Source organism: Actinomyces gerencseriae DSM 6844, assembly GCF_000429265.1.
In the GTDB taxonomy this organism is placed as follows: Bacteria; Actinomycetota; Actinomycetes; order Actinomycetales; family Actinomycetaceae; genus Actinomyces; species Actinomyces gerencseriae.
Window position 1 is genome coordinate 1 of sequence record NZ_AUBN01000006.1, and the last position, 13,335, is coordinate 13,335.

General features: G+C 71.4%; 16 protein-coding genes. 6 read left to right on the forward strand and 10 right to left on the reverse strand.

What is annotated here, in order from left to right:
- The 5 genes from G448_RS0101545 to G448_RS0101565 form a co-directional block, all read left to right on the forward strand.
- On the forward strand, positions 1–236 hold a 236-nt coding region (locus tag G448_RS0101545), incomplete at its 5' end, for an immunity protein Imm33 domain-containing protein (protein WP_026406540.1).
- A 478-nt stretch (positions 237–714) separates the two neighbouring features.
- A complete protein-coding gene (locus G448_RS14695) occupies positions 715–1,809 on the forward strand; it encodes a CPBP family intramembrane glutamic endopeptidase (protein ID WP_156910889.1) in 1,095 nt (364 codons plus the stop codon).
- A gap of 68 nt (positions 1,810–1,877) precedes the next feature.
- Positions 1,878–2,435 (forward strand): mycothiol transferase, encoded by a 558-nt coding sequence (locus tag G448_RS0101555; protein ID WP_051268555.1) that lies wholly within the window; start codon positions 1,878–1,880, stop codon positions 2,433–2,435.
- 103 nt (positions 2,436–2,538) lie between these two features.
- Positions 2,539–3,246: a hypothetical protein gene (locus G448_RS14700; protein ID WP_156910890.1), complete on the forward strand. Its 708-nt coding sequence runs from the start codon at positions 2,539–2,541 to the stop codon at positions 3,244–3,246.
- A 64-nt stretch (positions 3,247–3,310) separates the two neighbouring features.
- Positions 3,311–3,847 carry a MauE/DoxX family redox-associated membrane protein gene (locus tag G448_RS0101565; protein WP_156910891.1) on the forward strand — a complete coding sequence of 179 codons (537 nt, stop codon included), beginning with the start codon at positions 3,311–3,313 and terminating at the stop codon, positions 3,845–3,847.
- A gap of 51 nt (positions 3,848–3,898) precedes the next feature.
- Here G448_RS0101565 and G448_RS0101570 read toward each other — a convergent pair whose 3' ends face one another.
- Positions 3,899–4,204, reverse strand: a complete 306-nt coding sequence (locus G448_RS0101570; RefSeq protein ID WP_026406543.1) for an ArsR/SmtB family transcription factor — start codon at positions 4,202–4,204, stop codon at positions 3,899–3,901.
- A 71-nt stretch (positions 4,205–4,275) separates the two neighbouring features.
- Here G448_RS0101570 and G448_RS0101575 point away from each other — a divergent pair, with 71 nt between their 5' ends.
- Complete coding sequence (locus tag G448_RS0101575) at positions 4,276–4,704, forward strand: nuclear transport factor 2 family protein (RefSeq protein ID WP_084436221.1); 429 nt, start codon at positions 4,276–4,278, stop codon at positions 4,702–4,704.
- 30 nt (positions 4,705–4,734) lie between these two features.
- On the opposite strand, the gene G448_RS14705 is transcribed toward G448_RS0101575, so the two are convergent.
- The 9 genes from G448_RS14705 to G448_RS0101620 form a co-directional block, all read right to left on the reverse strand.
- The gene (locus G448_RS14705) at positions 4,735–6,021 is read right to left on the reverse strand and encodes an N-acetylglucosamine-6-phosphate deacetylase (RefSeq protein ID WP_051268519.1); all 1,287 of its coding nucleotides are present in this window, start codon (positions 6,019–6,021) and stop codon (positions 4,735–4,737) included.
- Between the two features lie 82 nt (positions 6,022–6,103).
- Complete coding sequence (locus G448_RS14710) at positions 6,104–6,961, reverse strand: ABC transporter permease (RefSeq protein ID WP_084436223.1); 858 nt, start codon at positions 6,959–6,961, stop codon at positions 6,104–6,106.
- Entirely contained in the window at positions 6,958–7,968 is a 1,011-nt protein-coding gene (locus tag G448_RS14715) for an ABC transporter ATP-binding protein (RefSeq protein WP_245572137.1), read from the reverse strand. The genes G448_RS14710 and G448_RS14715 overlap by 4 nt, the downstream gene beginning before the upstream one ends.
- Before the next feature lie 134 nt (positions 7,969–8,102).
- Positions 8,103–9,350, reverse strand: a complete 1,248-nt coding sequence (locus G448_RS0101595) for a DNA glycosylase AlkZ-like family protein (RefSeq protein ID WP_026406545.1) — start codon at positions 9,348–9,350, stop codon at positions 8,103–8,105.
- A gap of 14 nt (positions 9,351–9,364) precedes the next feature.
- Positions 9,365–10,060 carry an endonuclease NucS gene (gene nucS, locus G448_RS0101600; protein ID WP_026406546.1) on the reverse strand — a complete coding sequence of 232 codons (696 nt, stop codon included), beginning with the start codon at positions 10,058–10,060 and terminating at the stop codon, positions 9,365–9,367.
- Positions 10,061–10,134: 74 nt separating this feature from the next.
- Entirely contained in the window at positions 10,135–10,542 is a 408-nt protein-coding gene (locus G448_RS0101605; protein ID WP_026406547.1) for a DUF2550 family protein, read from the reverse strand.
- A gap of 11 nt (positions 10,543–10,553) precedes the next feature.
- A complete protein-coding gene (locus G448_RS0101610; RefSeq protein ID WP_026406548.1) occupies positions 10,554–10,895 on the reverse strand; it encodes a F0F1 ATP synthase subunit delta/epsilon in 342 nt (113 codons plus the stop codon).
- A gap of 1 nt (position 10,896) precedes the next feature.
- The gene (gene atpD / locus G448_RS0101615) at positions 10,897–12,336 is read right to left on the reverse strand and encodes a F0F1 ATP synthase subunit beta (protein ID WP_026406549.1); all 1,440 of its coding nucleotides are present in this window, start codon (positions 12,334–12,336) and stop codon (positions 10,897–10,899) included.
- A gap of 54 nt (positions 12,337–12,390) precedes the next feature.
- Positions 12,391–13,335, reverse strand: a complete 945-nt coding sequence (locus G448_RS0101620) for a F0F1 ATP synthase subunit gamma (RefSeq protein WP_026406550.1) — start codon at positions 13,333–13,335, stop codon at positions 12,391–12,393.

Genomic DNA, 13,335 nt, shown 5'->3' on the forward strand with positions numbered 1-13,335 from the left:
CCGTCAACCCCGTCGACAACGGATGGCGGATCCTGTCCGACGCCGACACCGACGACTTCCTCAACACGCCCGGCAACCTCGTCGTGGCCAGCTTCAACTCCATCGCCAACATCGAGCCCGCCCTGATCGGCATCTACACCCTGCCCGTGGGCACCGACCTCCAGCTCGTCGTCCACAACGGACGCCGCCGCTGGTACGACAACACCACCGGCCAGGACATCACCGACCAACTGTAGAACACCACACACCCCGCCCCGGCACCCCTCCTTCGGCCAGGACCACCAGCCGGAACCGAACACCCACCACCACACCGAGGAACGCGACCACTTCCACACCATCAACAACCCCGGGGAGAGTGCCGACACAGTGCCGCCGCGAGAGCCCCGCACGCGGTCGTACTCCTCACCACGCGGTCGTACCCAGGCCCCACGAGGTCGTACCCTTTCTCGCACGGTCGTACCTTAGAGAGGCCCTAAGGTACGACTCGGCGCAGGAGAGTACGACCGCGCGACGCCACGTACGACCGCGCGACGCCACGTACGACCGCGCGACGCCGAGTGCCGGCGAACTCGGCTCCGACGGAGGACCGAGAAAACGCCCGACGCACGATCGCGTGGCACCCGGGAGCGCCGGACCGCCGACGCCCGCCCCGGAACGCGGAGAACCCGATATCCGTGCATAGTCACCCGGCATCTCGACCCCGAGGAGGATGACGTGACCGCTATCGCCAGTGATCATGAGGCCCGGCACCCTTCCGGCTGGCCCGACGTCCTCTCGACCAGCTCCGGGAGCTGGACCCACCGTCGCGCCCAGGGAAAGGCCCCGCCCCGTATGCCAACCAGCACCGATCCGTCCCCCATCGGCTCCCCCACTGATGACTCGACCGGCTCGTCCGCCCCTGCATCGTCGGGTCCGGTCCCCGGTCTCAACGGCGAGGCGCCGCCCCATCCCGAGCAGGCCCTGCCCGGAACCGCGGGCACCCGGCCCGGATCCTCTGCTCCCTCGCCCGGGACGGACGCCGCCCGTACTCGGAGGAGTGCCTGGGCGGCCCTGGTCCTGCTTGCCGGAGGCCCGTCGGTCGGTATCGTCCTGGCCCTGGTCGGCGGCCCCTGGCAGGTCGTCACCGCCCTGCACCTGGGGGCGCTGGCGATCTGGTTCCTCGTGTGGCGCCGCGGCTGGCGCGACCTGCTGCGATCCGCGGGGCCTCGCAGTCCCTGGCTGCTCTTCGCCGTCAGCGCGGGCTTGTGCGCCCTCAGCGCCGTGGTACACCACTCGATCGACAACCCGGGAGCCGTCCTCGCCCCGGTGACACCTGCCGGGCTGCTGTCCGCCCTGGCCACGGCACTGGGGGTCGGTGTGCTCATGAACGCCGTCCCCGAGGAGTTCTCGCTGCGCCGCTGCCTGCTCGAGCCCCTGCGGGCGCAGTTCGGGGGCGGGTTCGCCCTGTGGACCACGGCCCTGGCTTTCGTCGTCATGCATCTGCCCACCTGGATCTCCTCTCACGCCACCGCCTCCACCTACGCCGCCGAGGTCCCCGCGAAGCTTCTCTTCGGCCTGGTGGCCGCCTGGTCCGTCCTGCGCCTGGACTCCCTGGCCTTCGCCCTGGGAATGCACGTGGGCGGCAACGTCGCCGGTGTCCTGCTCGACTCCCTGAGCCGGGAGGACACTCTGACCGGTTGGAGCCGGCTCACCGGCCCCTTCGTCATCGCCCTGCTCGCCGAGACGGCCGTGACGGCCGCCACCGTCTGGTACCTGGGGCGCCCGCGCCCTCGAACCGACGCCGCCCCCCGGCCTACGGTGGAACCATGAGCACGAGCACCGATGATGCCGACGCCCCCGCAACCGCCACTCCCCCGCCGGCCCCCGTCGAGTCCCGCATGGAGGGTCGCACGAGGACCGGCGCCGAGGAGGCCCCTTGCACCGCCCTGCTGACCGCCTCCCTGGAGCGCTCCCGCGAGCGCTTCGACAGAGCCCTGAATGGAGTCACGGTCGAGCAGGCGAACACGCAGCCCGCCCCGCGCACCGCGCCGCGCATCGACTCCCTGAGCTGGCTCGTCTGGCACACGGCCCGCGAGATCGACCTGCAGGTCTCCGCCCTGACCGGCGCCGAGGCGCTGTGGACCGCGGGCGGCTTCAAGGAGCGCTTCGCCCTGCCGCTGCCCGACGACACCGAGGACTGGCACCACACACCCGAGCAGGCCGCCCTCGTGCGAGTGGATGATCTCACCGTCCTCACCGACTACCTCGATGCCGCCTACGCGCTCATCCGCGGCTACCTGGCCGGTCTCACGACAGCATCGCTCGACGACGTCGTGGACCGCGCCTGGGATCCACCGGTGACCCGCGCCTCCCGGCTGGCCTCGATCATCGACGACGCCGCCCAGCACTCCGGCCAGGCCGTCTACTCCCACCGCCTTCTCGGTCTGGAGGGCTGAGCACGACGGGTTCCCGACGGTGCGCGACGGCATTTCTCGACAAGGCCCCTCCCAGGCGCCGAGCGCACCGCACGACCCGCCGAGAGGACGATAGGAGATGGAGATGCGTCATGTGGACCACCTGGCCAACAGCGGTTGGACGGCGTTCGCCTCGGTGAGGAGCGTCCTGTCCGACAGCGGGGCGCCCTTGCCCGACGAGGATTTTCTCCGCGGGGCCTTCGCCCCCTCCGTGTGGGAGGAGGTCGATCACGCGTGCGAGCTCCTGAGGAGCCGCTTCCGCGACTGCCGATACTCGGATTCCGTGTCATACGGCCCGCTCCTGGTGCCCAATCCGGCACTGCTCGACGTCCGCCGAGCGCTGGACGACCGCATTCGCGACAGCCATCCGGACATCGTGAGGCCGGACTTCGTCGATGCTCGTCTCCCGCACGGCGCGGATGCGACCGACCCGACATCGCCCTGGACGCTGTTCGCGGCAGCCGTCTCCGACGCCGGTCCCGCCATGGGAAGCTACGACGAGATCATGGGTCATGACGGTGACTCATTCACGGTGGCGGATGTCGACACGAGAGAGCTCATGACGCGCCAACTGTGGTGCTCATTGGTCATCCAGAACCTGCGGGCACCCGATTCCGAATTGCGCGACAGATGGACGTTCACGCTCTTCGCCGGTGAGGAGCCGGTCGAGGGAGAGGTCGTCTCGGGGACCGTTCTGCACGGTCAGGTCCGACAGCGTCTCGGCAAGTCGAGCCGGGGCAGCGCCCCCGTGCGCGTGCGACCCGCCCTGCGGATAGCGTCGGCGGCCTCATGACCATTCCCGGCCGAGGACCACGAGAACCTCATCGGTCCGTGAGCCAGAAGCAGAGGAAGAGTCGATGCTCGGCATCGTGCTAGCGGCAGCACGAATTTCCATTGGAGGAGTTCTCGTCCTGGCCGCCATCGCTCAGCGCCGAAGCGGCTTCGACCGTCGTCTGCAGGCGATAGAAGGGTATCGACTGGTTCCTCGCCGAATGCAACCCCTGATCCTGGGCCTCGTCACGGGAGCGGAGATGTTTCTCGGCCCCTGCCTGATCACGGGCGTGCACCCGCGGGCGATCAACCTCATCACCGCCTGCTATCTTCTGATTCTCGCAGGCGCCATGGCTCAGGCACTGCGCCGAGGCATCGTCACCGAATGCGGCTGCTTCGGCGCACTGTCCGCAGAACGAGTCAGGTGGCGATTGGTGACGCGCAGCATCATTCTGTCCGCCTTCCTGGCCGCCGATGCACTTCTCGGCGCACGATGGGCTTTAGCATCCGGTCACGAGACCGCTGTCCTGGTCCCGCTCACAATACTGACTCTGGGACAATTTCTATTCGACGTCGAAAGCGCTCGCCGTCATCTCGCCGGCAATCGGGCATCGCTGCCGTGAGCATCGGCGACCCGGAGGAGTCGAGGGGAGGCCAAGGAGAGCGGATGCCCGTCACTCCGCCGGGGCCCGCAGGACGGAGTCGAGCAGCCCCGGAAGACGGGCATCGAGGTCCTCGCGCCTCAGGGTGAGGAGTTTGCTCGTCCCGCACGGCTCGGCGCGCACCACCCCCGACTCCCGCAGGATCCGGAAGTGCCGCGTCATGGCGGAAGCGGCCAGCGGCGTGTCGATCGCACCGCAGGCGTGCGAGCGCCCATCGGACAATTGCCGGACGACCGACAGCCTGACGGGATCGGCCAGCGCATGCAGGACGGTCACCAGACGGATGTCCCCGGCGCTCGGGTGATGGTCGGGCAGCACGGAATCATGATACCGTCACCTTCACTTGTTCACATACTGATGAACAAGCGAAGACAGAATGGCTACCGATCATGGAAAGGCCGGTCATGCAGGACCTCGGCGCACCACAGCACCCGCAACCATTGGATCGCTACTTCGCCCTCTCGGACACGGCGGGCCGCTCCGAGGACGACTTCGAGGAGCTGATCGCCCTGTTCGCCCCGGATGCCCGCATCGAACCGGCGTCCGGCCCGGCCGTCCAGGGGACGACGGCGATCCGCGAGTTCTTCCACGACTTCTTCGCGCGCAACGTCGAGACCCGCCACCTGTGGCTGACCCGCCCCCGGCAGGACGCGCCGGGGGACGGGGACGCGGGAACGCACGGCGGCGGAGTCGTCGTCGACTGGGCCGTGGCGGTCAGGCGCTCCTCCGGCGAGCTCATCGCCCTGGCCGGAACGGACACGGCGGACCTCACGCCCGACGGGAGGATCACCCGCCTTCGCGTCGTGATGAGGGCCTGAGAGCCCTGAGCGCACGGCCCGAGCCCCCGGTCACGACGCCGGTCGGGCGACGACCTCGCCGCGGCGCACGACCGCGACCGGGTGCAGCTCGGCGTCGGTGAGGACGAGGTCGCCCCGGCGTCCGGGCTCCAGGGCCCCCACCGAGTCGTCCCCGAGGACCCTCGCCCCCTGGGTGGAGGCGGCGTAGACGGCATCGATCAGGCTTACGCCCCCCTTCCAGGTGGTGCGCACGACGTCGATGAGATGCGCGGTGCCCCCGGCGATCGCACCGCCGTCGGTCAGCCGGGCGACGCCGCCGGCGACCGCGACGTCCCGGGATCCCAGGACGTAGTCGCCGTCGGGCATGCCCGCCGCCGCCATGGCGTCGGTGACCAGGACGATGCCCTCCCGCCCGAGGATCTCGAACACGTCCAGGACGACGTCGGGGTCGAGGTGGACGCCGTCGCCGATCATCTCGACGATGCAGCGCCCGTTGGCCGCCGCCGCGAGGAGCTCGGGCACCGGCCCGGGCGCACGGTGATGCATGGGGCGCATGCCGTTGAACAGGTGGGTGGCGGTGGGGCGGTCGCAGCGCACGGGCAGCCCCGCCCGCGCACGCGCGTCCAGGCGGGCGCCGGCGTCGGCCAGGGCGGCGCGGACGGGACCGGCCCCGGAGTCGGTGTGGCCCAGGCTCGGCACGGCGCCGCCGGCGACGAGGGCCGCGATGAGGCCGCCGTCGCCGGTGACACCGGGTTTCTCCGGGGCGATGGTCATGGCCGTCACGTGGCCTCGGCCGAGGGCGAGCAGCTCGCGGGTCAGCCCGGCATCGGGATCGATGATGCGGGCCGGGTCCTGGGCGCCGCAGCGCTCGGCGGAGATGAAGGGGCCCTCGAAGTGGATGCCGGCGAGCTCGCCGGCATCGCACAGCCCGGCCAGCACCCGGGCGCGGGCCCGCAGGACGTCGGGAGCCGCGGTGACGCAGGAGGCGACGAGGCTGGTGGTGCCGTGGCGGCGGTGCTCGCGGACCGCGATCATGGCCCGCTCCGCGGTCCCGGCATCGGGGAAGGACTCCCCGCCGCCGCCGTGGCAGTGGACATCGACCAGGCCGGGAAGGACGTACCCGCCCTCGGGGGCCCTCACGGCCGAGCCGACGACGTCGTCGAGGCCGGCGCTCCCGGCCTCGCAGGCCGGGCCGACCCAGGCGATGCGCCGGTCGGCGAGGACGACGGCGCCGTCCGCGATGATCCGGGAGGGCGTGACGAGGCTCCCGCGGTACGCAGTGCTCTCAGGGCCCCCAGACCCCCCAGGGCTCGCAGAAGCGTGCGCAGCGGTGCTCATGGCCGCAGGCTACCCGTCGCACGCGCCCCTCATCGGATGCCCGCCGTTCGACTCACCGTCGACCTCGCCGCCCGTCGCCCCGTCACCGCCGCCTCCACAGTCGCGCCCCCACCAGGACACAGCAGGCGACCAGGGGCAGCGCCAGGAGAAGACGGAGCCACTCCGCGCGCTCCACGCCGGTGCCCGTGTAGACGCCCACCGCGACGTCGAGCCACTGCTTGAGGGGATTCCACTCCAGGATCGTCGTGACGATCTCGGGCAACTGATCCAGGGGCATGGCCGCGCCCGAGCCGAAGAACATGAGGAAGAAGGTCGCGGTCGACAGCGCCTGCGTCGTGCGCGCCGAGACCCGCAGCGCGCCCAGGAGGAAGCCCAGCGCCGAGAGCCAGACGATCGAGCCCGCCAGGAGGAGCAGAAGCGGAGGGCTCCACAGCTCCGATCTCACGCCGTCGCGCACGGCGACCACGAGGACGATGATCATCGACCCGCCCGCGACCAGCACGAGCGTGGACAGCAGCAGGGCCGCCACGAAGTGCCCGCCCCGCAGCGGGAGGGCGGCGTAGCGCCGGTCGATCCCGCGCGACCTGAGCTCGGCGAGGTAGATCGGCATCCCCATGAGCAGGAGGTTGGCGACCACCGTCAGGATGAGCGACGGGAGCATCATGTCGATGAATCTCACGCCGGGGGCGACCTCGGTCGAGGCGTAGGGGATGCCGATGAAGACGTACATGATCACCGGGAAGACGAGGGAGAAGAACACGGCAACGGGCTCGCGCACCAGCAGGACGATCTCCTGCCGGGCCCACACCAGGATGACGCGCCACCCGGGCGCGAGGGCCGGCCGGGCCTCCGGAGCGGATGGAGCGCGAACGGCGTCCGCCGGTGCTGAGGGCCGTTCCGGACTCCGTGCCGAGTGGTGCACCGGGCCGTACCGGGTCATGAGGCCGTCTCCCGGGTCGCTCGCGACACCGCCTCGGCGAAGACGTCCTCCAGCCGGATCGGCCCCGTCAGGGCGTCCTGGTAGTGCAGCTCGCCGCGCTCACGAGCCGCCTCGATCTCCTCGCCCATCCGCACGACGGACTCCTTGTCGGCGATGAGCACGCGCACCTCGCCGGACCCGACCAGCTCGACGCCGCGAGTCCGCGCCCAGGCGTCCACGGAGGGGGCGACCCCGATGAGCCGCAGTCGCCATCGGCCGCCGGCCAGGCCGAGGACGTCGTCGACCGCCCCCTGGAGGACCAGGCGGCCGCGGTCGAGGACCAGGAGCCGGTCGGCGTAGGCCTCCGCCTCGCTCAGGTCATGAGTGGAGGCGAGGACCGCTACGCCCTCGCTGCGGCGTCGTCTGAGGAACTCCCACAGCTCGGCGCGCGCCACCGGGTCGATGCCGCTGGTCGGCTCATCGAGAACGAGCGCGCGGGGCCGTCCGATGCAGGCCAGGACGACGTCCAGGCGCCTGGCCCACCCGCCCGACAAGGATCCGATCGCCTCGGTCATGTGGGCGTCGAGGCCGAGCTGGGCGACGATCTCGTCGACCGGACCCGGGTCGGCGTACAGGCTCTCGACCCCCCGGATCGCCTCGCGCACCTTGAGACGCTGCGGCAGGCTCGTCTCCTGCAGCTGGACTCCCACGAGAGCGCGCTGCGAGGCGGAGGGGCGCACGGGCCCGCCGTTCACCCGGACCTCGCCCGAGGTCGGCAGGCGCAGGCCGGAGACCATCTCCATGGCGGTGGTCTTGCCCGAGCCGTTGGGGCCGACCAGGACCACGATCTCCCCGGGGCGGACGGAGAAGGAGACATCGTTCAGGGCGGGGGCAGCGGCCCCCGGATAGCGCTTGACCGCACGGCGCCACTCCATGACCGGGTCCCCGGTCGGGGGCGCACCGCTCGACGGGCGGCGTTCCGCGGCCGACGACGACGGCGCCCGTCGGGGCGCGGCGGGGGCTTCCATGGCGACTCCTCATAGTTCGGCATCGAAAATCAGTTTGCATTTCAAACTGCACATCAAGAGTACCCCGTTTGCTTTGTTCTGCAAACCTCTTGTTCGCATGAGGCGCAGGAGTCGGGCCGTTCCCTCCCCGCGGGTCAGGCCAGGCGCCGCTCGATGCGGCGCACCGCCCGCTCCACGTCCCGCTCCAGGCGGGCCGAGCGGCGGGCGTCGTCGGCCCACAGCAGCCCCGCCCCCACCGGTCGGACGGCGACCACCCGCCCGCGATCCACGAGCAGGGGCCGGAACATGCCGTTGCCCGCCGGGCAGATGAGCCGCTCGCCCGCGGCATCGACCAGGCACGCGCGGTCCTTGTACCCCACGTGCACCTCGTCGAAGGAGGCCAGGAAGTGCGTGCCCGCGACCCGCTCGCGGGAGGCGGCGAGCAGGTCGGGCAGGTCGGCGCGCATGTAGAGGGGCGCGGCGCGTCCGGACGACGCCGCCGCCCGTCCCTCGGCCCCGAGCACGCGCACGCCGCCGCGCAGCCCGCCGACGGCCTCCGCTCGCGTGAGCGGCACCTCGCCGCGTTCCGCCCGGACGTTGTAGTCGGCGGCGTTCGTCCGCTCGACGGCGTCCTCCAGGGCCCGGGCGGCCTCCTTGACGGGCAGCGTCGTCCAGCGGGCCAGGTCGACCGCGCGCACCGGCCCGTGGCTCGCGGCGTAGCGCCGGGCGATCTCGGCCAGAGCGGCGCGGTGGCCATCGGTGCCGCGCGCTCCCCCACCGGCTCCGCCCGGTCCGGCCTCGGCCGGAGGAAGCGTCCCCGCGCTCACGACGAGATGCTCATGGCCTCGCCGGGGCCCCTGGACGAGAACGCCCTCGCGCTGCAGGCGCACCAGGATATGGCGCCGGCGCTGCGCCGCGGCCCCGGTGCCGGCTCCCATGAGGCCGCCCTCCTGCCACACCCGCAGCAGACGGGCGCGGCGCAGCGGTCCCTCGTCGGCGATCGCCGCCAGGGCGAGCTCGCCCGCACGCTCCAGGAGGGCGTCGTCGATCCCCAGCTGCTTCTCCGCGCGCCTCGCCCACGCGTCCACCCGGTGCATGAGGGCCACGCGCAGCCAGTGGTGGTCGTCCGCCGCCGTGACGTGAACGGTGCCGCGCATGGGCCAGGAGCGCACGAGTCGCCCGGCCTCGAAGGCCGCCTCGACGTCGGCGCGAGCGGCTCCCGCCGTTCGGGAGATGATCGCGTGGGGCACGGAGGCGACCTGCTGGCCCTGGATGGCGAGCTGACGGCGCACCGCCTCGGTGGGCGCGGGCGCCGTCGTCGCCTCCACGAGCCCCTGGGCGACCAGCCGCAGGTACGACATCTCGCGCGGAGCGCGGACCGTCGTCACCGTCGTCGCGACCATAGTGGCGGAACCATTCAGAAGAGACGGGAGGAGGGGTCGTCCAGGCCGCGCATGGCGTCGTAGTCGAGGACCACGCAGCGTATGCCGCGGTCCTCAGCCAGCACGCGCGCCTGCGGCCTGATCTGCTGAGCCGCGAAGACTCCGCTCACGGGTGCCAGGACCGGGTCGCGGTTGAGCAGCTCGAGGTAGCGGCTCAGCTGCTCGACGCCGTCGATGCCGCCCACGCGCTTGAGCTCGACGGCCACCGAGCCGCCGTCGGCGTCCCTGGCCATCATGTCCACCGGGCCGATGGCGGTGGGGTACTCACGACGCACGAGCCGCCAGCCGGGCCCCAGGATCTCGATCTGCTCGGCGAGGAGCTCCTGAAGGTGGGCCTCGACGCCGTCCTTGGTCAGCCCCGGATCCACGCCCAGATCCGCACTGGTGTCGGAGACGACGTCGAACAGGCGGATGACGAGCCTGTCATCGGTCTTGGCGGCCGTGACCTCCCAGCGGGAGACGACGCCGGCCTCGCGATCCTCCTCGTCGGGGGCGACCTCGGCGAGCCGGGCGGGCGGGCTCATCCAGTTCAGCGGCTTGTAGGAGCCGCCGTCGGAGTGGACGAGCACCGATCCGTCCGCCTTGACCATGATGAGGCGGGTGGCCCGGGGCAGATGGGCGTCCAGGCGCCCGGAGTAGTCGACGGAGCAACTGGCGATGACGACGCGCACCCCGGCAGCCTACAGGCCCGGCACCGTCTCGCGAGCGGCTCCGCGCACCGTGTCCCCCGGGACTCTCACGGGCTTCACAGGAGCCTGGGCTGCGTCGGAGCCGCCGACTCCAACCAGGCGACCATCGCCGAGTGGGAGTCCTCCACCATGGCCAGGTCGAAGTGCTCGCCGCGGTAGGTGCAGTCGACGTCGACGATGCGCCCGTCCACCCCTCGGTGGCGCACCTCGCCGAGCTCGATATCGGCGCGATCGAAGTGGTAGCGCGGCCGCGGGGACAGCGAGACCAGTCGAGTCCACTCCACCGAGTCGCCGCCGAAGGTGGCGATGCCGCTCATCCAGCGGCTCCGCCCGGGTCGTCGCAGAGCGCACTCGAAGGAGCCGACGCGCCCGGCCAGACGACGCAGGCGGACGATGAAGACCCCGGTCAGGAGGAGCACGACGACCGCCGCCGCGCCCGCCGTCGCCCAGACCGGATGCCCCATGGATGCGCTCCTCAGTCCTCGACGTACGGGATGTCGGGAACGTCCTCGACCTCGGCCGGCACGCTGCCGACCGCGTCGTCCCCGGCCGCATCGGCCGCCACGGTGACGACGTCGTGATTCACCGAGCAGAAGCCGCCCGCCACCGGAACCGTGACGGCCTCGCCCTCGCCGGCCCCGTCCTCGGACGGGACGATGCGCACGGCGCCGCGGCCCACGATCGCCAGGATCGGCTGGCGCCCCGGGAGGACGCCGAGCTCGCCGTCGACCAGCGGAACCGTGACCCGCCCGGCCCTCCCGCTCCAGGCCTCCCCGCCGAAGCGGGAGACGACCTCCACGGTCAGCGGCCCGGCCATGTCAGGCCGCCTCGCTCTCGGCCGCGCGGCGCTCGAGGTCCTCGATGCCGCCGATGTTGAAGAACACCTGCTCGGGCAGGTGGTCGTAGTCGCCGTCGGCGATGCGCTTGAAGGCCTCGACCGTCTCCGCCACGGGCACGGTGGACCCCGGGACGCCGGTGAACTTCTCCGCCATGTACATGTTCTGGGAGAGGAACTGCTCGATACGCCGAGCCCGGCCCACGGTGACCTTGTCCTCCTCGGAGAGCTCATCGATGCCCAGGATCGCGATGATGTCCTGGAGCTCCTTGTTCTTCTGGAGGATCGACTTCACGCGGGTGGCGACCTCGTAGTGCTCCTGGCCCACGTACTGCGGCGCGAGCAGGCGGGAGGTCGAGGCCAGCGGGTCCACGGCCGGGTAGATGCCGCGCGCGGCCACCTCGCGGGACAGTTCGGTGGTGGCGTCCAGGTGGGCGAAGGTCGTGGCGGGAGCCGGGTCGGTGTAGTCGTCGGCGGGCACGTAGATGGCCTGCAGGGACGTGATGGAGTGGCCGCCCGCCGAGGTGATGCGCTCCTGGAGCAGACCCATCTCGTCGGCCAGGTTGGGCTGGTAGCCCACCGCCGAGGGCATGCGGCCCAGCAGGGTGGAGACCTCGGAGCCGGCCTGGGTGAAGCGGAAGATGTTGTCGATGAACAGCAGCACGTCCTGGTGCTGGACGTCGCGGAAGTACTCGGCCATGGTCAGCGCGCTCAGAGCCACGCGCAGTCGGGTGCCCGGCGGCTCGTCCATCTGGCCGAACACGAGGGCGGTCTTGTCGAAGACCCCGGCCTCGCCCATCTCGACGATCAGGTCGTTGCCCTCACGGGTGCGCTCGCCGACGCCGGCGAAGACGGACACGCCGTCGTGGTCGAGGGCCACGCGCTGGATCATCTCCTGGATGAGGACCGTCTTGCCGACGCCGGCGCCGCCGAACAGGCCGATCTTGCCGCCCTGGACGTAGGGGGTGAGCAGGTCGATGACCTTGATGCCCGTCTCGAACATCTGCTCCTTGGACTCCAGCTGGTCGAAGGCCGGGGGCTGGCGGTGGATGGGCCAGCGCTCGGAGATCTCCAGGTGCTCGCCGGGGCCGAGGTTGAGGACGTCGCCGGTGACGTTGAAGACGTGCCCCTTGGTGATGTCCCCGACGGGCACCGAGATGGGGGCGCCGGTGTCGCGCACCACCGACCCGCGCACGAGGCCGTCGGTGGGCTTGAGCGAGATGGTGCGCACGACGTTGTCGCCCAGGTGCTGGGCGACCTCGAGGGTGATCTCATGCGGCTCCTCGCCCTCGCCGGTCGCCTGGATGGTCACCTTGAGGGCGTTGTACATCGCGGGGATCGCGTCCGGCGGGAACTCGACGTCGACGACGGCGCCGATGATCCGGGTGATGCGCCCGGTACCGGGAGTGGTGGTGTCTGCCATGATGCGTTCTTCCGTGTCCGTTCTGCCAGAGCTGGGGTCTGCGGCCCGCGCCGTCTACTCGGAGCCCAGGGCGTCGGCACCCGAGACGATCTCCGTGATCTCCTGGGTGATGTCGCCCTGGCGCGCCGCGTTGGCCAGGCGGGTGTAGGTGGTGATGAGGTCCTCGGCGTTGTCCGTGGCGGTGTGCATGGCCTGCTGACGGCTGGCGAGCTCGGAGGCCGCCGCCTGGAGCAGGGCGTTGCGGATGCGGGTGCGGACGTAGCGCGTGAGCAGGCCGTCGAGGACCTCGGAGGCGGAGGGCTCGAAGTCGTACAGGGGCTCGGCCCCCGTCGCCTCGGGGTGGAGCCGGGGCTGGGTCGCGGCGATGTCCTCCCGGTTGATCTCGCCGGGCCCATCGACGTCGACGACGGTCAGCGGCAGCATGCGGCGGACCTCGGGGACCTGGGAGACCATGGAGACGTAGCGCGTGAAGACGATGTGGACCTCGCCCACTCCCCCGGCCGAGACCGGTGCGAGGAAGTAGTCGAGCAGCACGGTCGCGACCTCGTCGATGGCCGTGTCGGAGGGGCGGTCGGACTCGCCGACCCAGGAGTACTCCACGTCGCGCTCGCGGAAGGTGAAGTAGGAGTGGGCGCGACGCCCGAAGGTGAAGATCACCGGCTCCTTGCCGTCCTCGACGAGCTGGTCGATGAGCCGCTCGGACTCGCGCAGGATGGTGGCCGAGTAGGCGCCGGCCATGCCGCGGTCGGAGGTGACGACCAGGACGGCGACCCGGCTCGTGTCCTGGCGATCCTGGATGATCGGGTGGTCGAGGTGCGCGTAGGTGCCCACGGCGGCCACGGCCTCGCTCAGGGCGTGGTCGTAGGGGCTCGCCCCCTGCGCGTTGCGGCGTGCGGCACCGATCCGGGAGGAGGCGATGAGCTCCATGGCCCGGAACACCTTCTGGAGGGTCTGGGTGGACCGGATGCGCTGCTTGTAGACGCGCTGGTTGCCTGCCAC

Excerpts from the sequence above, each read along its gene's own strand:
- G448_RS14710 (WP_084436223.1), bottom strand. The coding sequence starts at position 6,961 with ATGACCCGGTACGGCCCGGTGCACCACTCGGCACGGAGTCCGGAACGG.
- G448_RS0101575 (WP_084436221.1), top strand. The coding sequence starts at position 4,276 with ATGGAAAGGCCGGTCATGCAGGACCTCGGCGCACCACAGCACCCGCAA.
- G448_RS0101610 (WP_026406548.1), bottom strand. The coding sequence starts at position 10,895 with ATGGCCGGGCCGCTGACCGTGGAGGTCGTCTCCCGCTTCGGCGGGGAG.
- G448_RS14700 (WP_156910890.1), top strand. The coding sequence starts at position 2,539 with ATGCGTCATGTGGACCACCTGGCCAACAGCGGTTGGACGGCGTTCGCC.
- G448_RS14705 (WP_051268519.1), bottom strand. The coding sequence starts at position 6,021 with ATGAGCACCGCTGCGCACGCTTCTGCGAGCCCTGGGGGGTCTGGGGGC.
- G448_RS0101565 (WP_156910891.1), top strand. The coding sequence starts at position 3,311 with ATGCTCGGCATCGTGCTAGCGGCAGCACGAATTTCCATTGGAGGAGTT.
- G448_RS14715 (WP_245572137.1), bottom strand. The coding sequence starts at position 7,968 with ATGGAAGCCCCCGCCGCGCCCCGACGGGCGCCGTCGTCGTCGGCCGCG.
- G448_RS0101605 (WP_026406547.1), bottom strand. The coding sequence starts at position 10,542 with ATGGGGCATCCGGTCTGGGCGACGGCGGGCGCGGCGGCGGTCGTCGTG.
- atpD (WP_026406549.1), bottom strand. The coding sequence starts at position 12,336 with ATGGCAGACACCACCACTCCCGGTACCGGGCGCATCACCCGGATCATC.
- G448_RS0101595 (WP_026406545.1), bottom strand. The coding sequence starts at position 9,350 with ATGGTCGCGACGACGGTGACGACGGTCCGCGCTCCGCGCGAGATGTCG.
- G448_RS0101555 (WP_051268555.1), top strand. The coding sequence starts at position 1,878 with ATGGAGGGTCGCACGAGGACCGGCGCCGAGGAGGCCCCTTGCACCGCC.